The organism is Latilactobacillus sakei subsp. sakei DSM 20017 = JCM 1157 (genome assembly GCF_002370355.1).
In the GTDB taxonomy this organism is placed as follows: domain Bacteria; phylum Bacillota; class Bacilli; order Lactobacillales; family Lactobacillaceae; genus Latilactobacillus; species Latilactobacillus sakei.
The window spans coordinates 860,334-886,802 of the sequence record NZ_AP017929.1 but is presented as its reverse complement, the minus strand read 5'-3'; the positions used below and the strand labels follow the sequence as shown (position 1 = coordinate 886,802).

Annotated in this window: 18 protein-coding genes, 5 tRNA genes and 2 rRNA genes; 2 read left to right on the top strand and 23 right to left on the bottom strand. The window is 38.8% G+C overall.

Annotated elements, in window-relative coordinates; all coding sequences use genetic code 11:
- Nucleotides 1-7: 7 nt before the first annotated feature.
- The 13 genes from LEUCM_RS04405 to nagA form a co-directional block, all read right to left on the bottom strand.
- Nucleotides 8-961: a glycosyltransferase gene (locus LEUCM_RS04405; RefSeq protein ID WP_011375266.1), complete on the bottom strand. Its 954-nt coding sequence runs from the start codon at nucleotides 959-961 to the stop codon at nucleotides 8-10.
- Between the two features lie 20 nt (nucleotides 962-981).
- A complete protein-coding gene (locus LEUCM_RS04400; protein ID WP_035148700.1) occupies nucleotides 982-2,058 on the bottom strand; it encodes a glycosyltransferase in 1,077 nt (358 codons plus the stop codon).
- Nucleotides 2,059-2,080: 22 nt separating this feature from the next.
- Nucleotides 2,081-2,467 carry a glycerol-3-phosphate cytidylyltransferase gene (gene tagD, locus LEUCM_RS04395; RefSeq protein ID WP_025016269.1) on the bottom strand — a complete coding sequence of 129 codons (387 nt, stop codon included), beginning with the start codon at nucleotides 2,465-2,467 and terminating at the stop codon, nucleotides 2,081-2,083.
- Nucleotides 2,468-2,473: 6 nt separating this feature from the next.
- Nucleotides 2,474-3,889, bottom strand: a complete 1,416-nt coding sequence (locus LEUCM_RS04390) for an oligosaccharide flippase family protein (RefSeq protein WP_025016270.1) — start codon at nucleotides 3,887-3,889, stop codon at nucleotides 2,474-2,476.
- A gap of 1 nt (nucleotide 3,890) precedes the next feature.
- Nucleotides 3,891-5,036, bottom strand: a complete 1,146-nt coding sequence (locus LEUCM_RS04385; RefSeq protein WP_025016271.1) for a CDP-glycerol--glycerophosphate glycerophosphotransferase — start codon at nucleotides 5,034-5,036, stop codon at nucleotides 3,891-3,893.
- Nucleotides 5,014-6,573, bottom strand: coding sequence for an O-antigen ligase family protein (locus LEUCM_RS04380; protein WP_056936460.1), 1,560 nt, complete (start codon nucleotides 6,571-6,573; stop codon nucleotides 5,014-5,016). The genes LEUCM_RS04385 and LEUCM_RS04380 overlap by 23 nt, the downstream gene beginning before the upstream one ends.
- An 18-nt stretch (nucleotides 6,574-6,591) precedes the next feature.
- Nucleotides 6,592-7,467, bottom strand: coding sequence for a capsular polysaccharide synthesis protein (locus tag LEUCM_RS04375; protein WP_025016272.1), 876 nt, complete (start codon nucleotides 7,465-7,467; stop codon nucleotides 6,592-6,594).
- A 10-nt stretch (nucleotides 7,468-7,477) separates the two neighbouring features.
- Entirely contained in the window at nucleotides 7,478-8,977 is a 1,500-nt protein-coding gene (locus tag LEUCM_RS04370) for a hypothetical protein (protein WP_157777016.1), read from the bottom strand.
- Nucleotides 8,978-9,241: 264 nt separating this feature from the next.
- Complete coding sequence (locus LEUCM_RS04365) at nucleotides 9,242-11,245, bottom strand: GW dipeptide domain-containing protein (RefSeq protein ID WP_025016274.1); 2,004 nt, start codon at nucleotides 11,243-11,245, stop codon at nucleotides 9,242-9,244.
- A 77-nt stretch (nucleotides 11,246-11,322) separates the two neighbouring features.
- Entirely contained in the window at nucleotides 11,323-12,963 is a 1,641-nt protein-coding gene (locus LEUCM_RS04360) for a putative glycosyltransferase family protein (protein ID WP_025016275.1), read from the bottom strand.
- 157 nt (nucleotides 12,964-13,120) lie between these two features.
- A complete protein-coding gene (locus LEUCM_RS04355; RefSeq protein ID WP_025016276.1) occupies nucleotides 13,121-14,623 on the bottom strand; it encodes a glycoside hydrolase family 73 protein in 1,503 nt (500 codons plus the stop codon).
- A gap of 207 nt (nucleotides 14,624-14,830) precedes the next feature.
- The gene (locus tag LEUCM_RS04350) at nucleotides 14,831-15,532 is read right to left on the bottom strand and encodes a GntR family transcriptional regulator (RefSeq protein ID WP_056936462.1); all 702 of its coding nucleotides are present in this window, start codon (nucleotides 15,530-15,532) and stop codon (nucleotides 14,831-14,833) included.
- An 18-nt stretch (nucleotides 15,533-15,550) separates the two neighbouring features.
- Entirely contained in the window at nucleotides 15,551-16,690 is a 1,140-nt protein-coding gene (gene nagA / locus LEUCM_RS04345; RefSeq protein WP_025016277.1) for an N-acetylglucosamine-6-phosphate deacetylase, read from the bottom strand.
- A 141-nt stretch (nucleotides 16,691-16,831) separates the two neighbouring features.
- Between nagA and LEUCM_RS04340 the strand changes: the two genes are divergently transcribed.
- Entirely contained in the window at nucleotides 16,832-17,752 is a 921-nt protein-coding gene (locus LEUCM_RS04340; protein WP_025016278.1) for a Gfo/Idh/MocA family protein, read from the top strand.
- A 193-nt stretch (nucleotides 17,753-17,945) separates the two neighbouring features.
- Here LEUCM_RS04340 and proC read toward each other — a convergent pair whose 3' ends face one another.
- The 5 genes from proC to LEUCM_RS04315 form a co-directional block, all read right to left on the bottom strand.
- On the bottom strand, nucleotides 17,946-18,752 hold the full coding sequence (gene proC / locus LEUCM_RS04335) for a pyrroline-5-carboxylate reductase (protein WP_016265603.1): 807 nt from the start codon (nucleotides 18,750-18,752) through the stop codon (nucleotides 17,946-17,948).
- A 119-nt stretch (nucleotides 18,753-18,871) separates the two neighbouring features.
- Nucleotides 18,872-19,468, bottom strand: coding sequence for a class A sortase (locus LEUCM_RS04330; protein WP_016265604.1), 597 nt, complete (start codon nucleotides 19,466-19,468; stop codon nucleotides 18,872-18,874).
- Nucleotides 19,469-19,982: 514 nt separating this feature from the next.
- A tRNA-Gln gene (locus LEUCM_RS04325) sits at nucleotides 19,983-20,054 on the bottom strand.
- Between the two features lie 6 nt (nucleotides 20,055-20,060).
- Nucleotides 20,061-20,141: transfer RNA gene (locus LEUCM_RS04320), tRNA-Tyr, on the bottom strand.
- Between the two features lie 125 nt (nucleotides 20,142-20,266).
- Nucleotides 20,267-21,727 carry a peptide MFS transporter gene (locus LEUCM_RS04315; RefSeq protein WP_025016280.1) on the bottom strand — a complete coding sequence of 487 codons (1,461 nt, stop codon included), beginning with the start codon at nucleotides 21,725-21,727 and terminating at the stop codon, nucleotides 20,267-20,269.
- 423 nt (nucleotides 21,728-22,150) lie between these two features.
- On the opposite strand from LEUCM_RS04315, the gene LEUCM_RS04310 reads away from it, so the two are divergent.
- Nucleotides 22,151-22,735, top strand: coding sequence for an NUDIX hydrolase (locus LEUCM_RS04310; protein WP_025016281.1), 585 nt, complete (start codon nucleotides 22,151-22,153; stop codon nucleotides 22,733-22,735).
- A 125-nt stretch (nucleotides 22,736-22,860) separates the two neighbouring features.
- On the opposite strand, the gene LEUCM_RS04305 is transcribed toward LEUCM_RS04310, so the two are convergent.
- The 5 genes from LEUCM_RS04305 to LEUCM_RS04285 form a co-directional block, all read right to left on the bottom strand.
- Nucleotides 22,861-22,933, bottom strand: a tRNA-Thr gene (locus LEUCM_RS04305).
- Nucleotides 22,934-22,941: 8 nt separating this feature from the next.
- Nucleotides 22,942-23,013, bottom strand: a tRNA-Glu gene (locus LEUCM_RS04300).
- A 44-nt stretch (nucleotides 23,014-23,057) separates the two neighbouring features.
- Nucleotides 23,058-23,130: transfer RNA gene (locus LEUCM_RS04295), tRNA-Asn, on the bottom strand.
- Between the two features lie 5 nt (nucleotides 23,131-23,135).
- Nucleotides 23,136-23,252 (bottom strand): 5S ribosomal RNA (gene rrf / locus LEUCM_RS04290).
- 90 nt (nucleotides 23,253-23,342) lie between these two features.
- A 23S ribosomal RNA gene (locus tag LEUCM_RS04285) occupies nucleotides 23,343-26,261 on the bottom strand.
- Between the last annotated feature and the right edge of the window lie 208 nt (nucleotides 26,262-26,469).

Here is a 26,469-nt window from a genome sequence, read left to right as displayed (position 1 = left end):
TGCTTTTTTATTTTGATAATCGTTTTAATGTTCGGCTGTACTGAATTTTTTCTAAATAGTACCGTCTCACATTACCGTCACTCAGCAAGATGCCCAGAAACTGGAGTCCCTTACCAATTGATTTCGTTTTTTTAACAGTGCTCAATAAATTAATATTAGCGTTAAAGCGGTCTTTTTGATGTTGATCGTAAAACCCTTTTTCAGTTAGGTAAGCTTCCAGTTTCGCTTTGATTGCTTCATCACTCGCTGTTAATCTAAACACAGTCGTCTGACGTAAAAAGCCAGAAATTAGAAAGGTTTTTAACATGTCACTTTGAGTCATACTGTTTTGTCTAATCCGATAACGCATCAACGGTTCATTAGTCACACCTATTTGCTGACCCGCCGCGATCATTCGTAACCACAAATCATAATCTTCACAGGCGATTAGTTGTTCCTGATAGCCACCAACTGTTTCAAAAGCTGCTTTTTTACCCAGAACACTCGGATGAACAATGAAATTATCATATTGTAATAACTCACGAACGGCAGCTGCTGATTCAACCATTTGTGGATGCCGACCAATCTCGGCATTAGTTTCATCAATCAGAATCGAAGATGATGCAATAACATCCAATTGCCGTTGTTGCAATAAATCAAATTCAGTCATTAGCCGTTCTGGCACAGCAATATCATCAGCATCCATTCGCGCAATGTAATCACCCCGACTTGCTTTCAATCCCCGATTCAAACTAGGTGCTAACCCTAGATTATGCTCGTTGCTGATTAAAACAATTCGCGGTTCTTCTTTTGCATATTCATTTAAAACAGCTGCCAATGCTTGATTATCAGGATTATCCAAAACAATGATGAACTCAAAATTTTGATAAGACTGTTTCAGAATTGATTCAATTGACTGGCGTAATTCCGTTTCTTTTTCATTATAAACGGCCATCACAATACTAATTAACGGTGTTTCCATAGTAATCTCCTTGTTGACGCCTACAATTGTGCATACAAATCATGCATCAAAATCGCTAACTGGCGTGTTGAAAATGATTGACTAACATGCTTATTAAAGGCTAAGCCCATGCCAACTAATTGGTTATTTTGATAAGCAGCGTAAGCTTCATTTAACGCTTTGACATATCCTTGTAAGTCTAAGCTATCCACAACCCAGCCATATTCTGGGCTATCCATAATTACCTTGCTATCACCAACATCGGTCGTAATCGCAGGGACGCCATAATTGCCAGATTCTAACAAGACGGTTGGGAACCCTTCGTGAATTGACGATAAAACTGATAAATCGGCGTGTCGATAAAAGTGCGCCACATCTGATTGAAAGCCATCAAAATGAACCTTATCAGTTATTTGATAATCTGTTGCTAACTTCTTAAACTCTGCTTCTAGTTCGCCATCGCCAATCAGGTGTAGTTGATATTCGAAATCAACATTTGCTAACGCTTCTAACAATAGCTGTTGGTGTTTTTGCGCTGTTAGTCTGGCGACACAAATCATTGTAAATTGCGGTTGCTTAACTGGCGTCGGTACTTCTGAACTAAATTCAATGGCATTAAAAATGGTTGTCATCTTATTCGTATCGATACCTTGTTGCACCAAGCTGTTTCTAAACCGTTCGGCGATTAGATAGATATGATCCGCTTTTTTAAGTACCCAGAGACTTAACGGCAATAAAATCTTGCCTTTAAACCCTTTATTCAGATAATCAATCTTAGGTAACGTGTGCAATGTCAACGTCCACTTCGCCGTAATTCGTTTCCGAATTAACGCCAAGAAGAGATTAGACCGTGGTCCATGCGTATGCACGACATCAATATTTTCAGAATTGATATGCGCTGCTAGTTGTTTCAAAAAATGCGGGGTTAACGTCTTTGGCTGTTCAAACACTTCAACCGGTAATTGATTAGCGCGCGCTAGTTCTGCAACCGGGCCATCTTCAAAAACTAATAAAGAAGGCTCGTCTTTACCAAGTGCGATCATTGCCTTCATTAAACCGATAATATGTGAGCGACCACCGCCCGTTTCATTCCCTGCGTTTACAAAAAGAACCTTCACGTAATCACCTTTTCATTCTAATTTAGTTTTCTAAATCTTGCTTAATTTGTGTCGTTGAAATACCTGTTGTCCGCGGAAGATAGATGACTTCACAATAATCCTTTAAGAAATCAAACTTCCCTTTCCAATCATCGCCCATTACAAAAATATCAATATCGTATTTTTGAACATCTTTAATTTTTTGTTCCCAATCTTTTTCAGGAATTACCTTATCAACATATCGAATGGCTTCGAGAATATATTTGCGATGTTCATATGAATGGTAAGCTTCTTTATGCTTTTCAGCATTAAATTCGTCCGTTGATAAGCCGACAATTAATTCATCGCCTAATTGGCTGGCACGTTCTAAGAGATGAACATGACCCCAGTGTAATAGATCAAAGGTACCGTAAGTTAAAACTTTTGTCATTTTAAATCATCCTTTCTTAAGGCGCATCAAATCTTGCCGGACACGTGTGTTTAATCCAATTAATAATATCATGAATAAAAGGCCAACGATAATCGTTTGAACGACGAGATCAAAGAATAAACTACCGAGGTTGATTGGAATATGCAAGCCAATTAATAACGTTAAGCCAAATATTAGCCAGTACTTCCAATGTTCATGCCACAGGAATTTAAAATCTAAGTGCCCTCGTACTAACCAAATCCGCATCCCACAAACCAATAATTCGGTCAGGACAATAATGGTTGTCCCACCATTAGCCCCAAAGCGACCGGCGAATACGAAATTCCCAATTAGGGAGAAGACCGCGCCAACTAAGTATGGAATCGCGACAATTCGGTACATCCCTTTTGATAGCGCAAATTGATTGGCATAAATACCACCATAAGGAATGATCACCACAAGTAAACTAACCCAAAAGAAATTATCCGTCATTGCTTGATAGCGACTACCGAAAAACCAAACGATAAATTTGTTAGCATTGACCATCAACGCACTCGTGAATAGCAAGCCGAGTATCAAAGTATAGTCCAACGAGACTTTCAATAAATTCTGAATTTGATTTTCATCTGCTTCTTCGCTGTCCATCTTAGCCATAATTGGCATTAAAACAATTGTCACTGATCCCAACAACTGTACAACTGCCCGCGCCATGGTTTGCGTCTGAGCATAATACGTTAATTGAACAGAACCCGCTAATAAGCCAATAATGGTTTGGTCAAAGCTCGTATAAAATTGCGCAGCAACTGAAGGAATGGTGACGGTAATTGATTCTTTCAAATATTGCTTAGAAAAATGAATTCGTCCAAATTTAAATTGGGGAATTTCTGTTTTAATCCCTAACCAGAAGACAAAATTAGCTAAATAAGTAATACTATTGATTAATAAATAAATCCAAAGATCTTGTTCACTGTGTACAAAAATAAAAATCGTAGCCACTAATGTTAATTTGATAATTGTATTTCGCATGACCACTGTTTTAACTTGACCACGACCAATGTAAAACCAAGAAATATCCAAAACATAGCCGATTAAAAACGGAATTTCAATTAGAAAATAGAATTTATAACTCATGAATAAGCAGACAACCACAATATAACTAATAATCACGATTAAACCACTAAAAAGTTGCAGACCCCATAGTTTTTTGAAATTTTCTTCAAGATTTTCTTTTGTCGATTGGGCAATTACTCGGACACCCACCTGGTTCATTCCCATCAGAATGATAAAGCTCAAGAAAACTGGAATCGAGTTAACGTAGGAATTAATGCCTAACGCTTCTTTGCCTAATACCCGCGCCACGTATGGTGTTGTAACAAAAGGTAGTACAATGATCAGCAACTGATAAACAGCATTATAAATGATATTTGTTGAGGCTTTTTTCATACTAAACTTTCCAAACTTCCTGAATTATTTTTTGCGTCGCCGAACCATCGGTGTTCGCATTGTGTAACTGATTAAATGCTTTTGTCGTTTGTGTCGTTAACCCTTGACTAAGCAATGTATACAGGTCTTGATTATCTGTTACTAATGGCCCTGGGATAAAGGCTTGGTAGTCAAAATAAAAGCCCCGTAAAATAGCCTGATATTTATCCAAATCATATGCGTAAAAAACAATCGGTTTTTCCAATAACGCATAATCAAAGAAAACAGATGAATAATCAGTCATTAAAACATCGGCTGCTAGATACAACTCTTCGATACTTGCGTAGTGATTGACATTATGCACATGTGGATAAGCCGCAATGTCTGGCATTTGTTCCGCCACGTTTGGATGCAAGCGAATTAACAAGTCATATTGATTACCCAATTGTGCTTCAAATTGCTCTAAATCTAACGCTAATTTAAACGTAGGTTCATCATCTCGAAAAGTAGGTGCATATAAAATAGTTTTGCGTGTTGCATCTAATTGTAGTTTTGCTTTCAAACTAGCTACCAATTCATGATCATCTTTATGCTTCGCTAAATAATCATTCCGTGGTAACCCATAGCTCATAATCTTGGTTTGCTTTAAATTAAATGCTCGTTCATACAACCAATTATCTTCAGGTGCATTAGAAACAAAGTAGTCCCAGTTAAGGGGTTCTCTTGCCGTCAAGCGTTTGAAGTCATTATCATCTGGTAAATCATTGCCAATGTGCTTAAGCGGCGTACCATGCCAAGTTTGCACAAAAACCCCATTTTTATGGGGTTTTAGACGGAATGGAAAGTTAATATCCATAATCCAATATTTAGCACGCGCAAGCGCCTTTAAATAGGCCTTCTCGTGTCTGGCAACAAATTGGATATTAATACCCGGATATTGGGCCTTAACTGCTTGTCGCGCTTGTTCATCATTTAAAACAATAATATAGTTACCGTTAGGGAATTTCTCAATCAAACCTTCAAAGAGGGCTTTTGGATTACCTGAGAATGATTTTCCAAAAAAAGAATTGATAAAAAATGTGTCGTCTGACATTGGTGTGACTAATTTAATCAAACCAAACCAAATACGATGATATAAAACTGCTTTAACTGTTGCGATAGCCGTCATGCTTTTTAAGTCCTCTCGTTGTCACTAATGCGTATCCTAATGCAAAGGCTAGAATAATCGTATCCGCTAAGAAATCCATTACATTACCACTGAATGCGGATAGCACAATGATTAATCCTGAGCCAAATAATAAACTCACTTCAAAGAAAGTTGCCTTTTTACCTAGCACACGAATTACTTCGTATAAACAATATAGCAGTACAAAGACGTAAGGCATGATTAATAGTAAGACGCCGATGAAGCCCATTGAATACCATTGTGAGATAAAGTCTTGCTCTAAATTGGCAATGTGGTTCATCCGAGTATAAGAAATCCCGAACCAATTATTTAATGGGTCGTTATTAACGGATTTAGCACGATTTAGCATTGCTTCTTCGACCTTGCGGTAATTTAAGCGATCACCAACTGGCCATTTCATTACTTGATACCAGAATTGTGGATCATCACGATATGAGTAGCCACCCATCACAAATCTCGCATTTAATGAGTAATCACGATAATGATTTTTGATATATCTCATCAAAGGCGTTTCTTTACGATGGTCAATTTGATCGCCAGATTGTTCTTGCTCTTTTTCTTTTTCAGCTTCTAATTCTTTTTTCTTTTCTTTTTGTTCTTTCTTAGTACCATCTTGTGTCTTTTGAACCGCTGTATCGGTCGTTGTCCGATTAAACATTGGTGACATCGGTAAAATAGCACCACCGACCAACGTTAGGACTGCAAATGTTGCAAATAAACTAACCTTGAACTTAAATTCTTTAAATAGCAAGCTGTAAATCAAATATAAGATGATATAACCGGCCAATACAACGAAGAACCCTAATGATGCGGTCTTCGTCCCGAGCATTAACATTGCAAACATTTGAACTGTTGCTAGTGCGATACTCTTTAAATCTAGTTTTTCAACCAAATAATAAAGAACCATCGGTGTCAATAATACTTCGACTGCCGAAACTGCGTTAGCGTAATAGAAAAAGCCTTTTGACGCTAAGCCGTAATAAGACCATTGTTGGCCGCCACCAAACCATGAAAAAATATTTCCTTGAATCCAGCCACCACCATACGATGATAAGCTAATTTTGAATAAGTTCGTAATCACAATACTGCCAGAAATAATCCAGGCTAAGAACTTAATCACTTTATTAAACGTAGCTCTAGTTACCTGAACCTGTGTTGTCACAAATAAGACAACTAATGGGATTACCATTCTAATCCAGTAGAAGATTTCCCCCACCGTTGAGTAACCCAAGTCGATTGGGCTGGTTGATTTAAAATGTCGTGTAAATATCAGATGTAAGACTAAATAAACAACTAGAATAGCCGTATAAAGCCCCGCAAATCGATTCGCCTTATTATGACGGCTACTCCAAATATAAAGCCCCGCAATAATCGCTACGAGAAAAATTCTAATCAAGGTTGCTGGTGAAAATGGTACCCAATTTGTAACTGGTGGTACGTATAAAAAATAGATATCCAAAAATGGTTGCAGTAACACTAATAAAATTAGTGATTTTTTTGTATATTCTTTAAAGTTCACGGACTTATTCCTCCAAGATTAATGATTCAATATATATTGATAGAACGTATCAGTTTTTTCTTGATTCTCTTTTGAAAACTTGTTCGTTAATTTATGCATGCTTGATAAGGTTGCTATTTCTTGATAGCGTTGCTCATCAAACGGTTCGAATAACACCTTCCCCATAAGGTGCGGTTCAACGTTACTCAACCGTGGTAACTTTGCGTATTCCGCAGTTAAGTGATCACAAGCAATTGTTAAAAAGACATGAAACATAAAATAATTATCTAACGTATCATGTGTCTGCCAATAATTATATAATAAATCTCGCGTTAATACTAAGATAGGGTGGTTAGTGTCACTATGAATGAACCAACTCGAAGCAGCAATTGCCCGATTTTGTTGTTGTGTATTGCTGTAGAAAAAGAGTGGTGCATCAAAAACATAACCCGGGAAATTAGTCCCCGTAAAATAAACTGTACTATCAATCCAAGTGCCACCATGTTTCGTTAACAGCGCCACCCGTACTAGATCGGATAGGTGCGCATAAGGAATTAGCCCTGCATCAATTTTAGCCTGCAGGAATGTTGGAAAGGTAATAAAGTCGCTTAAATTTGCTAACGTTATGATTTGCACCTGTTGTTTTGGATATAGTCTTTTAATCGTTTCGATATTATGTCTAACCAATGCTGGCGCATCTTCAATGCCTTGGAACCAACAAATCCAAATGACGTTATTTTTTTCGCTGCTTGTCGGTTGTACTTGATATTGATCAAGAAATGCTCCGGCTTCTTTTTTTAACTTAACATACGTTAAGGCATCTGCAACCGGCGTTTGCTTATTCTTTAAGTAGAAGTTAATAAAGCTTGGAGAAAGTAGGGTCGTCACATAATTCAATCTCTTTTTTAAATTCATTTTATCCCGCCTATTTATTTTGACTATCAACTTTTAAAACTTGAGAAAACATTTCTGCGTTACTATTCGTATTCTTTTCAATTAAGCGCCACTTAGCATATGGGACTAACTTTGCTCCTTCGCTCTTTATCCTATAGTATCTTCTATAACTAGCATCACCGGCTTGAGGATGAACTGCCCAATAATACTGATTATACGGTACCTCTAGATATAAACGATAATCTTTAGGCGTGTTATGTTTTTCCTGATAGATCATAAAATCATTTTTGATACGACTTGCATGACCAATTCGTGTTGCTAAGCCTGCATAAAAAATGACAATCATTACCATCACTATTCTGATAATAGGTAAACTAAATTTAACAACGTTCAACTGATTACACAACGCTACTACTAACAAGCATAGGCAAAAATAACTTGCAAATGCCCCCCGAGGTCCGAATGGTGTTACAACAAAGAACGGCATGACTAATACAACGGCTGCCATAATCAATGCAATATATTCAATATTGTGGGTTTCAACGGATAACTTGGCCATTTCAATCACAATGACGAGTAAGAATAAGATTGATAATAGACATGATACCAAATAGCGATGACTAAAATTCTTAAAAAAAGTATTAAACAAAATATAATGATATTCTGTAAAAGCAATCAAGGCACTCAACTCTAGATAAGAAACTACCGTGCCTAATCGATTAGCTGAATGCTTTTGAAGATTTTTGATGATTAAGTACCCCAAAATAACTGCCAGTAACACTGTAATAATTGGATTATTAATTAAGAGATAAAAATCCATTTGTTGTGCAATAATATGGTAAATCTTAGAGAGTGAAAAACTAGTTTCTCGATAACTATACCTATCATGATGGAATAAAATATTCAAGTAAGCCTTATTGGAGAACATTAAAGCGCCACCAATGTACGTGCCAATGAAGTTAGCAATCACTAGGTAATTTTTCTTTTTTTGATATAGCATATATCCCATTAAAATTGTAGCAACTGCTAAATTCAATAGTGTAACGTGTTCAACAAAGAAACAACTAATGATTGAAAGAATCACTATCAAAATGCTATATTGTAAATATTTTAACGCTTGCCAATCGGCATAATGGTACTTCACTAAATTAACAATAAGTAAAGGATAAATCAGAGCTGCCATGTAGTTAAAGAACCCCGCATTCCAACCCAAGACTTGTGCAAATAATTCCGTACTCATCGTTAACAATAAAGCAAGAATTAATAACGTATTTTTTTCTAACTGTCTGACGTTATCGATTAAATGTGCCGCTAGATAAACAACCAATGTTGTAATACCCGCATAACTTAAAACTTTAAAAATTGCGCTATGGCTAGCTATGATAATTAAACTATTCCCCGCATAGCGCCCATCATAATTTAAGAATCGTCCTGATCCAAAATAATCTCTTAGAGTCGTTACACCCCAGTTTAAATCATCTCCTGTTAATGGGAAATTAATGGATAGGTACCCAAAAAACAGAAAAATCAAAAAAATAAACCGTATTTTTTTATCGTTCTATTTCTCTGAACTGTCATTTAAAAACGTCCTTTCAAATAATAAAACGAATACCAAATAGACTTAGTAAGTCGCCTTTTTTATTACATCTACCTTGCTATTCTACATAATTCTATAGTAAAAACCAAGTTTTGCCAGGAAGTTTAACTAAATACGTCATTTTATTAAGTTTGTTTTTATTTTTGGCAAAAAAATAGGGCTATACTCTCTCGAGTATAATCCCCATCTTAATATTTACTATTTAAAAGCCGTAACTAAAATCCATGCCACTTGCTTACCATTAACAGTTGCTAAATAATACTGTTTACCTGTTGTGGTTGTAATCAATTGTGTTACTTTAACTGATTTATTAGCTAAGTTGCTTGTCGTTTGGTTAGCTGACTTGATACCATCATCTGTCAACCAATATTCTGGTTGACCCGCGATAGCCCTACCTAATTTATTAACATATTGGCGGTTAACAACCGTTTCTCCTTGCTTAAACGCCGCTACCGGAATCCAGGCTACCTGTTTGCCCTTAACAGTTGCTAAATAATACTGTTTACCTGTTGTAGTTGTAATCAATTGTGTTACTTTAACTGATTTACTAGCTAAGTTACTTGTCGTTTGGTTAGCTGACTTAATACCACCATCTGTCAACCAATATTCTGGTTGACCAGAAATAACAGTCCCTAATTTATTAATATATTGACGGTTAACTACTGTTTCTCCCTGGTTAAAGGCAGTTGCCGGAATCCATGCAATTTGTTTTCCGTTAACCGTTGCTAAGTAGTATTGTTTACCTGAAGTTGTTGTAATTAGTTGAGTTACTTTAACCGACTTATTTGTTAAATTACTTGTTGTCTGATTAGCAGATTTAATACCACTATCCGTCAGCCAATATTCCGGTTGATTGTTTACTACCATCCCAGTTTTATTAACATATTGACGACTAACAACTGTTTCTCCCTGTTTGAAAGCACTCATCGGAACCCATGCAATTTGTTTTCCGTTAACTGTTGCCAAATAATATTGTTTTCCCGCCGTTGTTGTAATTAGCTGCGTCACTTTAACAGTCTTACCGGCCAGGTTACCAGTTGTTTGATTAGCAGATTTAATACCACTATCTGTCAACCAATATTCTGGTTGTCCACCTGTAATGGTCCCTGTTTTATCAACATACTGACGGTTAGTTACCATCTCGCTTACCTTAAAAGAATCTACTGGAATCCAAGCTACCTGATTACCATTAACAGTTGCTAAGTAATATTGTTTTCCACTTGTCATTGTAATTAGCTGCGTCACTTTAACAGCCTTATTAACTAAATTATCAGTTGTTTGATTAGCCGGTTTCAATCCATTATCTGTTAACCAATATTCTGCCTTATTTCCAACAACAGATCCGGTCTTATCAATATATTGTCTATTCACAACTTTTTCAGTCATTTGTTGATAATAATGCTGTACTAAACTATAGAATTGATTAATATCATAACCATATTGCGCAAAATAATCATCTGGATCAACATGATCTGTCCCACCCAAGAAATTTGTTACATCGTGGTGTGTCCAGATAGTCCCAACCCCGTCATCATGGGCTAATGAAGGCGTTAAACCATATTGTTGAAGTAAAAATGCTGTGTACCAAGCAGAATAACTTGTAGTCTTAGCAAAATCATTGAAGTTTCTAGCCGTTACCATTTCAAATTGTGTGAAATATTTATTAGCGACAGGGCCTGCACCCCATGCACCATAGTCTGTATCGTGAATATTTAAAATCATATCAGCGTCGATAAAAGTGTGTACAAATGCGCTTTCCCAACCACCATTAATTTCATAATTTGCCCCATTTCGGGCGCTAAAATCATTGGGGTTGGCCGTATAATGCACTACAACACCAGAAGGTTTACCGTCATCCGTTTTGTATGGAAACATTTCGAATGTGTGTAATTCTTTAGTGATTTCAGGATGTTGGAAATTCTTATTTAAAATATAACTATTTACATTAGGATAAGCTGAAAATGCACTAATTGCACTATTTTTTTTAGTAGCATCAGGATTGGTGATAACTTCCCCAATATCATCCGTCCCTTTTGCTTTTTCTTTTCTAGGCGTAGCTTCTTTAATATCTTGACTAGTCAGTTGCGCCTTCATCTGGTTTGGTGCTAATACTTGAGCAGCATAAGTATTATTAATATTCACTGCTGATAGAGCCGACATTGCTGTTAATCCTAGCAAGAATCCTGTTAACCGTTTTTCCATTTTTATCCCCCTAATAATTCATTACTCTTAAAAATTTACCACAATTTTAGGTGAAGTTAAATAGCATTAACCAATAATCATATAGTCTTTTTAAATATTCTAAATCCGATTATGATAAATAGGGTACTAATTGATAGAAGTGCACCAACTCGTTGCATTAAGGTTTCTTGATACCTCACCTTTAATGTTCCCGTTCCCGATATATTAACGGTTACAAGACCGTTATATTCTTTACCGGCGAATACTTTTACCATTTCTTGATCATCTATAGTCCCCGTGTATCCCTTGTAATATATTAACGGTAATACCACTTTAGCTTTTTTGGCACCTTTAAACCTTAAAGTAATTGTATTTCCTTGCTTTTTATAAAACGACAACTTCGACCTCCCGGCCACGACTCTTGGCTTATGGGATATTGTTCTGAAACTCTCCAAGTTAGAGGCCAAAGGTAGATATTCTTGCCCCGCACCAATACTATAAGTATCCAATGTATTGTATTTTGCATAACTAACACTATTATTAGGGTACATTTTAACTAAATTTCTTCCTGATGAGACACCTATCATCAATATAACCACAAGTAATAAATATCGTTTTAAATTTGTATTAAAAAAGTATCCTGCATTTTCTGCAAATACAAAGCAAAGGAGTAACGTTACTATCATATCTAATCGCCAAGGAAATTGTAACATCTTTAAAAATGTCTTTTGTATAATAATCCACGGAAATAGGTTTGTTGATATAAAAAGCAACGATGAACCCAGCACTAGTAATTGTCGTGTACTTTTCTGTTGTATATGCTTATAGTTCATCCACATAACGATTAGCGCTAAAATCACAACTAAACCTAGTGTTGGTTGACTAATATTATTGTTAACACTGTCTGTCATTAACGACATTGGCTTACTAGCGTTTAACTCTAAATTAGGTTTGGCATCTGAAAGTTTAAACGTCATATTTTTCATTTGTTCTAGCATTGGTAGAAAATAAGCCAAGCTAAGTAATATTGATACACCTGTCGCTTTAACTAACGAAAGAAATATTTGTAAATCTGCACGCATTTCTTTCAAATTTAGAACAATACAACATAAAATAAGAAATGCCACTAATAATGGTGATAACGGGTGACAATAAATAATGCCCGTAATTCCTAGAGCTAATGCTAACCATTGCTTTTTATCACCGTAAAAAATACTATAAATACCGACAAATGCAATTGGTAAGAATATAAAAGCGCCCAATTCACCCAAATCATATCTAAATAGTAAATTATGTAATCTATAGGCTGATGAAGTATACATAAAACTAAAAATCAAACTATTCCAATACGATCCCTTAATCATTTTAAAAGACCAAAATGCACTGATAAAAGTTAAGAAATTAAGTATAAAAAAATAAATAACCGTAACTTTACTCATTGACAATCCACATAACCTTAAAATAGCTGCTGGATACAACATAAAATTAGAATAAAATAAATTCGCAACGTATCCGAACCCATCAATAAAACTCATATTTATCTTAGGGAATAGATTACCATTTTTTAAAGCGTCAGCTAATCCTTCGATTCTCATCATATGAAATCGATTATCGCTAGTCCCGAGATAAGTCCAAATGTGATGATTCATTATTTGTGATGGTACTAGAATTAAAACACTTGAAACCATAAAAAGAAGAAGTGTTAAAAGTAATGTTAGTCGTTTTTTATTAGCTGTCATAGCCGTCTCCTATATCCCTTATTTACAAAAAGTACTTCATAATTCATATTACAGTTCTTATGAATGTAAATCTATAGCATTTAACGAGATTTTTTAACCCTAAAAATAAAAATAAACGACACCAAAACCAGTTGGTTGTGTCGTTTATTTTAACTTTCTAAAAATCAACATGTCCAAATTGTGTAAATTGTTTAGGTAAATAAACATCCTGACCTATGAAATACATTGTTTGTCCTTTAATTGTTACGAATCCACTATTTTTCCATTTAGTGCCCGTTTTCAACTTATTAGGTGCTAATGTACCATCTAGCTTATATGTTGAAACTGATAAACCTGGAATATAATTGACTTCCAAAATACGATTATCAATTGATGTATCTTTTCGAGGAATGTATTCATCGGTAGCGACTAGAAGCATCTCTTGATTATTAATCATTTTAAAATTACCGACTTTCCAATTTGTCCCCTTTTTAAAAGTTGCATTCGTTCCAGCAATCACTTGACCATTACCATGGTACCCATAAGTACTATCTACAGTAATTTTTGCAGTGGCTTCACTCATTGCTGGTTTAGGCCCGCTTGCCCCAAATTGCGTATATAATTTTGGCAAATAAACATCTTGACCTATACGATACATTACTTGTCCTTTAATCATTACAAAACCACTATTTTTCCATTTTGTACCTGTCTTCAATTTGTTAGGCGCTAACGTACCATCTAACTTATACGTGTTAACCGTCATATTAGGGTAGTAATTAACTTCTAATATACTATTATCAATAGATGTATCCTTACGCGGAATATATTCATCCGCTGCAACTAATAACATTTCTTGATTGTTGACCATTTTAAAATTGCCAACTTTCCAACTTGTTCCTTTTTTAAAAGTTGCATTTGACCCGGCAATTACTTGACCATTGGCATGATAACCATAAGTACTATTAGCCGTGATTTTTGCTGTTGCTTCACTTACTGGAGTCTTTGGAAATCCAGTATTATTAAACGCTTCTTGATCCCATTCTTGTAGACCATATTGTTCGATAACTTTAATAATTGTAGCTGCATAGTTAGGATCTGTTGCGTAACCATCCTCTTGAACTAATTTTGCAACCTGTTTATAGTCCTTTAATCCCAGTAGGTTATGGTAGCGTTCATTATCTGTAAAGAAATTCCCGTGGTCTTCTACACTAGTAGCCCAATTTGGATACTTTCTAAACTCTGCATTGATAGTAACATAATGTCCATTCACCCATTCCTGAGTAGGGTAAATAACATACTGTCCATTATAGCGTCCCTTAATACCAAATAAATTATTTGCTTTTGCTGTTAAATCTGAGGTGCCCCAGCCACTTTCTATAGCAGCTTGTGCAGCCGTTACTGAGGGTAAAAAATTATGCTTTCCCCAAGTATCTATTGCACCTTGCTTAATGGTATTAAAGAAAGTAGTTGTATCTGTTCTTGCCATTGTATTTGGCAGTTGTAACTTCTGCTTAGTAGTATAAAAGCCCTGTCCTAAACTACTATTTTTAACTAATGGTACCTTGGCTTTCCTTTCTATCGAATCAGCCTTAGCACTAGTGATATTACTAAAAACCGGCATCACAGCTCCTGTTGTTAGCAGTAAAGTTGCGAGTGATACTAAAAGTTTTTTCCCCTTCATTTGTATCTCCTCCTTGTTTACAACAACTATGCTACACTGATACTAATTTAAAACAAGACTACTAACATCATATTTAAAGGTGTATATTTATATGTGTATTCGCCACAAATATTGATAACATTAATTAGTTACTCTTTAAGTCATTACATGTATAAAAAGAGACCTCCCAAAAATATATTTTGGGAGGTCTCTTTTTATACGATTAAATTATCTTTCCAAATAAAATTCAAATCGTTCGCCGACATATTGTGTGCGGACGTATTCAAATGGTGTGCCGTCGTTTAAGAAGGATACTTGGCGCAAGCGTAAGATTGAGCCGTTGCGCTTGATGTCCAAGTATTCGGCAATTCGTTCTGAGGCGAGTTGCGCCGAAACGGTTTGTTGTGCGCCGCCCATTTGGTAGCCACCTTTTTCTTCCAGCGTCTTATAAAAAGAACTAGTGATTTCAGCTTTACTGAAATCAGCGACTAATGATTGTGGCACTGTGGCCACTTCAAAACAAATGGGAATATTATCCGCGTAACGAATCCGTTCCATCCGCAACACTTGTTCACCGTCTTTTAGTTGGAGCTTTTCAGCCTCACTTAGAGATGGATTAGCAATGTGAAAAGAAATCGTCTTGCTAGATGGCGTTTTACCTTGGGCCGTCATTAAATCTGTAAAACTGGTTACCCCGGACATTTTTTCTTGGACTTTTCGGTTAGCGACGTAAGTCCCAGCACCAATTCGGCGTTCCAAAATGCCTTCATCAACCAGCGTTTGGACGGCTTGTCTAAGCGTCATCCGCGAGACTTCAAAGTTTAATGCGAGTTCACGTTCTGAAGGGATCCGATCCCCAATCGACCACTTGCCGGCTTCAATATCTTTTTTAAGTTGATTATGAATTTGAATATAAACAGGTGATTCCATGGGTCACACTCCTATTGATTAATGTTGGTAACCTTGGCCGAAGCTGTAAGTTGCCACTAAGTTTTGTTGTTGGTCCAAGACGTTTAAATCAGCATCGCGGCCAACTTCTAATTTACCTTTTTGTGTTAGGCCGAATTCTTCAGCTTGGTTAACACTTGACATCATAACGGCTTCAAATTTATCACAGCCCGTGAAGGTTTGGATATTCTTGAAGGCATCGATGTAAGTCAAGACAGAACCAGCCAATGTGCCGTCTTCTAAACGTGCTTGTTTGTCTTTAACGATTACTTTTTGACCGCCTAATTCACTTTCGCCTTCAGCAATCCCTTTGGCACGCATTGAGTCGGTTACTAAATCGATACGTTCTGCACCTTTTTGTTCATATGCTAATTTAATCATATCTGGCACGATATGGAAACCGTCTGCGATCAATTCAGCATACATATTGTCTTCTAACATTGCGTGACCTGTTACACCAGGTTCGCGGTGCTTGAATTCACGTTGGGCATTGTATAAATGTGTGACGTGAGTTGCTTTACTTTCAATCATTTGCTCCCGTGTGGCATTACTATGACCAACAGAAGGCACGATGTTATGTGCTAAACAATAGTCTTCGAAGGCTTTTGAACCAGGATCTTCTGGTGCGTAAGTAATTAAACGAACGCGATTGCCTGATAATTTGTTCCATTCGTCTAATAAGTCAACGTCTGGATCTTTGATAAATTGTTCAGGTTGGGCACCCTTAAAGATTGGGGTGATAAATGGGCCTTCTAGATGGACACCTTGGATTAATGGGTTCTTTTCAGCAGCGTCTTTAACACCACGCATGGCGTTGGCAATATTTTCATTTGATTGCGTCATTGTTGTTGCAAATAAAGTTGTGACACCTTCGTTTTGCATCATCTTCGTTGCCATTTCGTCGATTTGGTTAGCATCGCCATCCATTGCATCGAAACCGTAACCACCATGACAGTGAACGTCGATGAAGCCAGGAATGATAGTTTGACCTTTCATATCTTGGATTTCTTCGCCAGCTTGTGCTTTGTAGTCAAACATTGGGCCAACAGCTAAAATCTGTTTGTCAAAACGAATATAGCCGTCTTCAATAACGTCATCACCAGTATAGATTACTGCATGTTTTAAAACTTTGATTGTCATTATCCATCCACCTCTATTATTAAATTACTTCCAGTATAAATGGTATAGACCAAAAATGCAAGCCACTCGGCGTGATCTTTGAACCGTTTTCTTAAAAATTTGGTATACTGTCCTTATCAACTACTGTGAGGAGTTTTAAGCATGCTAAATATTGGGGTTATCGGTTTAGGGAACATCGCGCAAAAAGCTTATTTGCCAGTGATGGCACAATTACAAGATCAAGTTAACTGGGTTTTATGTTCTCGTCAGCCTGCTAAGCTTGCACAATTACAGGCCCAATATCACTTTAGCGATGGTTGCCTTTCTTTTGAGGCCCTCTTGGCAAAATCATTGGATGCCGTTTTTATCCATACACCTACTAATACCCATTATACACTTGTTAAGCAAGCACTCTCACATGGATTACACGTTTTTGTTGATAAACCGCTCAGCGAGAACCCACTGGAAGTCGCTGAACTCTATAAATTAGCCGCACAACAAGGCCTATTATTAACCGTGGGTTTCAACCGTCGTTTTGTGCCGCAATTACAAAAATTAAAAAGCATCCCTAACAAGCAACTGATTAACGTTACGAAAACACGCGTTGATACACGGCAACCAGCCGCTTTTGCGATTTACGATTTAATGATTCATACTATTAATACAGCCCTTTATTTAGCCAATGACGTTGGTTTGAGCTATAACGTGCAAACGTATTGTAAACAGGATGCCAACCAACAATTACAAGTCGCCCAATTGACCGTTGAAACGGCCAGCCAACTCATCACTGCGACGTTAAATATGCAAGGCGGCACTAACCAAGAAATCGCTAGTCTTCAAAGTCCGCACGGCTTGTTCACCGTGGATAACCTGACACAATATACCGCCAAGACGGCAACCGATAACCGGCAACAACAACCTGCAGACTGGGAACCAACATTAGTTACTCGTGGCTTTGACCCAATGATCAAGGCCTTTATCACAGCCTTACAAACAAATGGTGAAAACCCCGTCTCACCTGCCAGTAGCTTATTAACACATCAGTTATGTCATACGATGTGCAGACAAGCGCAACGTCGTTAAAAATAGGCCAGAGCATGGCATAAAAAAAGAGGTCGAAACAAAAATTACTTTTATTTGACCTCTTTTTTAGGCTTAAACGTGCTTTTCAAAACTGCCTTTTCCGGTTAACTACAAAATGAGCAGTATGGCTAAAACCTGCCATACTGCTCATTTTTAGGTTAATCCTCAAAGTCAAATCGTTCGAGTCCGCACGCTATTTTTGGCTTTCCAAGTCTTTTTCGATTGTTGCGTCGATACCTTTGACGACTGCTGACATTAAACCTGCTTCTTCCATTGCTAACAAGCCCGCAACGGTTGTGCCACCTGGTGATGATACTTTGTCGATTAAGTCCCATGGTGAATCGTCACTCAGCAGAACATTTTGGGCGCTCCCTAAAACAGCTTGGGCTGCGATTTCAGTTGCAGCTTTCTTGGTTAAACCGTGTTTAACACCAGCCCGTGCCATTGAATCGATGAATAAGTAAACGAAAGCTGGTGAACTACCAGCAAGTGCGCTGAAAGTTGTGAAGTCTTTTTCACCAATTTCAACAACGCCACCTAATTGTGACAAGACGTCCTTCACGCTCTTCAATTGATCAGCACTCACTTGTGCATTACCGACAACGGCTGTGATACCGGCGCGGTTAGCAACGTTAACGTTGGGCATAATCCGCAAAATAGGTAGATTATCCGCGTCCACTTGTTGACTTAATTTAGCCAATGAAAGACCGGCTGCCATTGAGACCATTAATGGTTGTTTTTCTTTAAAAGCAGCGCTTGTTTCTTCTAGAATAAGTGGCACAATATATGGTTTAACCGCCAAGAAGACAATATCAGCTTGTGCGACCACCGCGATGTTATCTGCCACTGGTGTAATGTGTTGTTCAGCCGCAAATGCTTCATAATTTGCCGGATGAGCCCCGTGAACCAAAATATCCGTTGTTGCGATCTGATCAGCTTTCACTAAGCCTTTAATAATTGCTTGTGCCATATTACCGACACCAATAAAACCAATTTTCATTCTGCCACCCCTTTTTGTATTGAACCAAGAATACCGAAAGAAAGTGTTAAAGTCAATTAACACCATATCTATCTAAAAACAGCACCTGACAAAATCAATTTTGCCAGATGCTGTTTCATTTAGAAGCGTGCTAAAGTTTTAGCTGATGCCTTCGTTGTTTGAACCAATTCACCCACAACGACTGTTCGCTCGTAAGTCTGACCATTGACTATCTCGCCATCAGGATCACAGGTATACAAAGTCACTAGGCGTTTTTGCCGGACATCATCCAAAATAGCTACTTGGTTGGCCTTAACCGTTTTGCGACTGATGACGCGATAGGTATAAACCTGCTTCGTATCGGTCAAATAAATCGCGGCGCCCACTTTCGTTTGACCGAGTGGTGAAAACAAAACATTTTCCTGGGCAATATCGTGACTACTCAAAACATAATTCCGCTTGCCCATTGTCTGTCCTTGTTTATTGGTAACAGCCGCCTTTAGCATATTATCGTGCCCGTTTGTTTGACCAATACCTTTGATAATCGGCAATTTAATGCCAACTGAGGGAATTGCCAACTTACCAACCGTAATCCCCCGCGTATCTTCATCCCAATAAGTTGGTTGCGGTGCATTATCGTCCGCCGTCTTTTTCGTCTGAACTGGTCGCACTTTGACGGTTCGTGCTCGGGCGATATTTTGCGTTAACTGATCATGCCGATACTTTTGAACACCCATCAAGCCTAGAAAAAGACAAAGTGATGCTATAAAAAGCCAACGAACCCATTTCACTGCAGGGGGCTTTTATTGTCCTTTTATCTAAAAAAACTTATCGACGAATTACTAACATTTGATGCTGACGAGGCAAACGAAATCAGTGAATTACTATTATTACTTGTTAGACGAATGAAATAAATAACAAAAAAGCTGGTGAAAATTAATTCATCGGCCTTTTTTGTTACCTATTATCTTCTCTCAAAACCACTCTTTAAATTAATACTCTCCCTTGGCTATACATGGGCCCGTGAAGTTTATAAGGCACACGACGGACTATTAGTCGGATTTCCTTTAACCTCTTCAGATTCGAGTTCTGGGGCTTACCTGAAGCGCGATTAAATCATCTTTTTTACCTTAAAACTCAGAACTGCTATCAATAATCCGCGCACGCTTATTCTATAAATGAATAAAGCGTGTTTTTTTACTCACAAAAAAAGCGGACCGACAATTGTCGGTCCGCTTACCTGATAAATTATTGGGCTAGCTGGATTCGAACCAGCGCATGACAGGATCAAAACCTGTTGCCTTACCGCTTGGCCATAGCCCAATCAAGTGGAGGAGAGTGGATTCGAACCACCGAACCCGAAGGAGCGGATTTACAGTCCGCCGCGTTTAGCCACTTCGCTACTCCTCCATATGTCTGTCTCATCTCATCGATTCAACTATATTAGTTTACAAAATTTCCAGACAAAAATCAACCCTAAAATGCAAAAAAAACCTCGATTATTGTATAAATAACCAAGATTTCTTTTAATTAATTTAGTCAACGCCTTCCATTAACTTGTGAATTGGTTTCACGAAGAAAATTAAGACGATCCCGAAGATCGCACTAACGATCCCGATGCCTAAGAAGTATTTAATTTCAGTTTGTGGTGAGTATAAACGAACTAACTGTGCGTTGACCGCTTGACCAGCAGCATCAGCTAAGAACCATATACTCATCATTTGTGATCTAAATGCTTTTGGTACTAATTTGGTTGTAATCGAAAGGCCGATTGGTGAGATTAACATTTCAGCAATTTCAACAATTAACCATGAACCGATTAACCAGAATGGACTAACACGAACAGCTGTCCCGTGTAATAATCCAGGAAGTGCCATAAACATGTATGATAATCCAGCGAAGATCAAACCAACGGCGAATTTACCAGGTGCTGATGGTTGTTTCTTCCATGTGCTCCATAACCAAACAAATAATGGTGTTAAAAGCATGATGAACAATGGATTTAATGATTGGAAGTTAGAAGCAGCAAGCTTCCAGCCACCAATATGCAAGATTGTCCGATCTTCAGCAAACAATGCCAAGACAACTGAACCTGATTCTTCAATACCCCAGAAAACAGCGGCAGCGATGAAGAGTGGAATATAAGCTAAAACGCGTGAACGTTCTTTTTTAGTAATTTTCTTGCTTGAAAGCATGTTGTAGAAGTAAATAATTGGTAATGCAATTGCGACGATTGAGATGATTAAAACAATATTATCAATGTTTAAATTATTTGTTAATTGTAAAGCTGTAATACCAAGTGCAATAACGACTAAGCCGATAACCACTTTAATGATAATCCCTCTTAGTTCGTCCGCTGCGATTGGATCATTTGGTTTAGAATTTTCTTTACTAAATTGTGAACGGCCACGGTAGTATTGGATAAGGCCGAAGAACATCCCAACTGCGGCTAATGAAAAGCCTAAATGGAAGTTAACTTGTTGTCCGATTGTACCAACAACCCAAGGTGCCACGAATGACCCTAAGTTAATCCCGAAGACGAACATACTGAAACCAGCATCTCGACGACGATCATCTTCACTGTATAGGCCACCGACCATTTCAGAAACGTTTGGTTTCAATAACCCAGTTCCGGCAACAATCAAGCCGATTGAAATAAATAAAGCAGTTGCGCCCATCGGTACCGCTAGTACAATATGACCCAACATAATGAAGAACCCACCGATGAAGACGGTCTTAAAGCTACCCCAGATTCGATCACTCAACCAACCACCAACAACACTGGCTAAGTAAACCATAGAACCATAGATCGCCATCACTGACATTGCGGTTGCCTTGTCAAAACCAAGACCACCCTTATCTAAAGCAAAATACATATAGAATAGTAAAATTGCACGCATCCCGTAATAACTGAATCGTTCCCACATTTCTGTGAAGAATAATGTCGATAGGCCGTGCGGTTGGCCAAAGAATGTCTTTTCATGTTTCTCTTCCATTGTAATACCCCACTTTAAAACTTTATTATTTTTGAAACTAGGAATTGACAGCTGTTAAGATAGGGACTTCAATGGTTGAAATCGGCACTATACAAGAACTCTCTTATCATTCGCTTAGAATCTATAAATGACATTATAATCTTATTTTAATGTTAAAGCAATTCTTTTTTAAATTTTTATGTATTTTTTGACTAACTTTCAAAACTTTTTTCACTAGATTTATCTAGTGTTTTGGCAATTAATAATTACTGCTTTCGCTTATTTTCAACAGTTACTTTCTTAACTAGTAATCAGTGATTACTAATATATTATCTAAGTCATAATCAATTTTGTTAATCTACTTCGATTCAATAATTATTTTATGGGTGAACGGTTGAGGAATCTTTGTAGTACAATGATTAAATAGAAAGTAGGTCGAATATCGTGACACAACTCAAATTAGTTGCACTTAAAAAGTTATTAGCGGATCGGTGGCTTAATTATTACGAAGCTACCTATCAAAATCCCAAACAAGAGGAGATTAATTATCACTTTGTTAGTCGTGAGGCTAATTTAACAACAGACAACCTTAAACATCCCGTAACGGCCTCTGCTGTCACTATGTTTTGTCTCAATCATGATCATAGTCAGGTCTTGTTATTAAGACAATTTAGACTCCCTCTCAACGATTATGTCTACGGTAATTCAGCTGGTTTAATCGAACCTGGTGAAACAGTCGAACAAGCCATTGAGCGCGAACTCGTCGAAGAAACTGGCTATCAAGGTGTTCATATTGATCAAATCTTTAGTCCTAGCTATTCTACGCCAGGTATTACAGATGGTGCCATCACTTTAGCCATCTGTACAATCGATCAACACCCCTCTCAAGAAACGGCTTTAGAATCCGCTGAGGAATTGACCAGCATTTGGGTTGATAAAAAACGAGCTGCTGAGATATTAGCAAACGGTAAAATTTTAGGCCGAACACAACTACTGTTATGGCAGTGGGTGAATGATCGTTTAAACTAAATAAGACGTTGTCCGCAAATATTGGACAACGTCTTATTTTTGAGCCTTATTAATAGGTAACAAAAAAGCACTGCTAGTCATTCAGACTAACAGTGCTTAACAAGAATCACACGCATAACACTTAGTGCCGGCTGCAGGAGTCGAACCTGTGACCCTCGGTTTACGATACCGATGCTCTACCAACTGAGCTAAGCCGGCATAAAAGATGACCCGTACGGGATTTGAACCCATGATACCGCCGTGAAAGGGCGGTGTCTTAACCACTTGACCAACGGGCCGAAAATAAAAAACGATTGAAGGGTCTCAACCGCTCAATTTATTACTCCGGTTGTCAGGCTCGAACTGACGACATCATGATTAACAGTCATGCGCTCTCCCAACTGAGCTAAACCGGAATCAAGCGTGGCAACGTCCTATCCTCGCAGGTAGTTTCCCACCAACTACTATCGGCGCTAAGAAGCTTAACTACTGTGTTCGACATGGGAACAGGTGTATCCTTCTTGCTATCGCCACCACACTATTTGTGCTTTCGCACTGAGAAGAACTTCGTTCTCTCAAAACTGCATAATAAGTAATATTTTCATTTCAAAAGCCTAACATTGCACCTTTGGTTAAGTCCTCGACCGATTAGTACTAGTCCGCTCCATACATCGCTGTACTTCCACTCCTAGCCTATCTACCTGATCATCTTTCAGGGGTCTTACTTCCATAAAGGAATGGGAAATCTCATCTCGAGGGGGGCTTCACACTTAGATGCTTTCAGCGTTTATCCCTGCCATACATAGCTACCCAGCGATGCGCCTGGCGGCACAACTGGTACACCAGAGGTATGTCCATCCCGGTCCTCTCGTACTAAGGACAGCTCCTCTCAAATTTCCTGCGCCCGCGACGGATAGGGACCGAACTGTCTCACGACGTTCTGAACCCAGCTCGCGTACCGCTTTAATGGGCGAACAGCCCAACCCTTGGGACCGACTACAGCCCCAGGATGCGATGAGCCGACATCGAGGTGCCAAACCTCCCCGTCGATGTGGACTCTTGGGGGAGATAAGCCTGTTATCCCCAGGGTAGCTTTTATCCGTTGAGCGATGGCCCTTCCATACGGAACCACCGGATCACTAAGTCCGACTTTCGTCCCTGCTCGATTTGTCAATCTCACAGTCAAGCTCTCTTATACCTTTACACTCTACGAATGATTTCCAACCATTCTGAGAGAACCTTTGAGCGCCTCCGTTACACTTTAGGAGGCGACCGCCCCAGTCAAACTGCCCACCTGACACTGTCTCCCGCCACGCTAAGTGGCGCGGGTTAGAGTGGTCATACAGTTAGGGTAGTATCCCACCAACGCCTCAATCGAAACTAGCGTTCCGATTTCTACGGCTCCTACCTATCCTGTACAAACTGTACAAACACTCAATATCAAGCTACAGTAAAGCTCCATGGGGTCTTTCCGTCCTGTCGCGGGTAACCCGCATCTTCACGGGTATTATAATTTCACCGAGTCTCTCGTTGAGACAGTGCCCAAATCATTACGCCTTTCGTGCGGGTCGGAACTTACCCGACAAGGAATTTCGCTACCTTAGGACCGTTATAGTTACGGCCGCCGTTTACTGGGGCTTCAATTCTGGGCTTCGCTTGCGCTAACTCATCCTCTTAACCTTCCAGCACCGGGCAGGCGTCAGCCCCTATACGTCATCTTACGATTTTGCAGAGACCTGTGTTTTTGATAAACAGTTGTTTGGGCCTATTCACTGCGGCTGACCTGACGGTCAGCACCCCTTCTCCCGAAGTTACGGGGTCATTTTGCCGAGTTCCTTAACGAGAGTTCACTCGCTCACCTTAGGATATTCTCCTCGACCACCTGTGTCGGTTTACGGTACGGGTAGTTTATTTCTCACTAGAAGCTTTTCTTGGCAGTGTAACATCAGGAACTTCGCTACTTAATTTCGCTCCCCATCACAACTTGTCCTTAAAGAATCAAGCATTTCACTCAACTCAAGACTTATTGCTTGGACACACATTTCCAGTCGTGTGCATTCCTTAGCTTCCTGCGTCCCTCCATCATTCAAACAAAATAAACTAGTACAGGAATATCAACCTGTTATCCATCGACTACGCCTCTCGGCCTCGCCTTAGGTCCCGACTAACCCTGGGAGGACGAGCCTTCCCCAGGAAACCTTAGTCATACGGTGGATCAGATTCTCACTGATCTTTCGCTACTCATGCCGGCATTCTCACTTCTAAGCGCTCCACTAGTCCTTACGATCTAGCTTCATCGCCCTTAGAACGCTCTCCTACCGCGGACACTTACGTGTCCACCCACAGTTTCGGTATTATGTTTAGCCCCGGTACATTTTCGGCGCAGCGGCACTCGACTAGTGAGCTATTACGCACTCTTTAAATGGTGGCTGCTTCTGAGCCAACATCCTAGTTGTCTGTGCACCGCCACATCCTTTTCCACTTAACATAAATTTTGGGACCTTAACTGGTGATCTGGGCTGTTTCCCTTTCGACTACGGATCTTATCACTCGCAGTCTGACTCCCGGAACTAAATCAATGGTATTCGGAGTTTATCTGAATTCAGTAACCCATGACGGGCCCCTAGTCCAAACAGTGCTCTACCTCCATGATCCAATATTCCGAGGCTAGCCCTAAAGCTATTTCGGAGAGAACCAGCTATCTCCAAGTTCGATTGGAATTTCACCGCTACCCACACCTCATCCCCGCCATTTTCAACTGACGTGGGTTCGGTCCTCCAGTGTGTTTTACCACACCTTCAACCTGGACATGGGTAGGTCACTTGGTTTCGGGTCTACATCTATATACTCACTCGCCCATTTCAGACTCGCTTTCGCTACGGCTCCAGCTTTTCACTTTAACCTCGCATATAAACGTAACTCGCCGGTTCATTCTACAAAAGGCACGCCATCACTCATTAACGAGCTTTGACTAATTGTAGGCACATGGTTTCAGGATCTATTTCACTCCCCTTCCGGGGTGCTTTTCACCTTTCCCTCACGGTACTGGTTCACTATCGGTCACTAGGGAGTATTTAGCCTTGGGAGATGGTCCTCCCGGATTCCGACGGAATTTCACGTGTTCCGCCGTACTCAGGATCCAGAACGGAGGTCAAGTTGTTTAATCTACGTGGTTATCACACTCTTTGACTCAGCTTCCCAGCTGATTCGATTACAACTTAACTTGGTAACTCCAAAGTTCTGTCCTACAACCCCAAGAAGCAAGCTTCTTGGTTTGGGCTCTTCCCCGTTCGCTCGCCGCTACTTAGGGAATCGATTTTTCTTTCTCTTCCTGAAGGTACTTAGATGTTTCAGTTCCCCTCGTCTACCTTCATTAAGCTATGTATTCACTTAATGATAATACTCGATTAAAAGTATTGGGTTCCCCCATTCGGAAATCTCCGGATCAAAGCTTACTTACAGCTCCCCGAAGCATATCGGTGTTAGTACCGTCCTTCATCGGCTCCTAGTGCCAAGGCATCCACCATGCGCCCTTTATAACTTAACCTATCTTTACCTACGGTAAAGGGTTATTATTTGAGTTTAGCGATATGAACTAATTCATATTTCTATTATTAAAAAACTCTTTAAAACGCAATGTTTTTCTCGGCTTTTAAAACTAATATATTACTTATTATCCAGTTTTCAAAGAACAAAGTTTGAGAGTAGACCTCTCAAAACTAAACAAAGTTTTGATTTCGCAAATGTACAAGGTT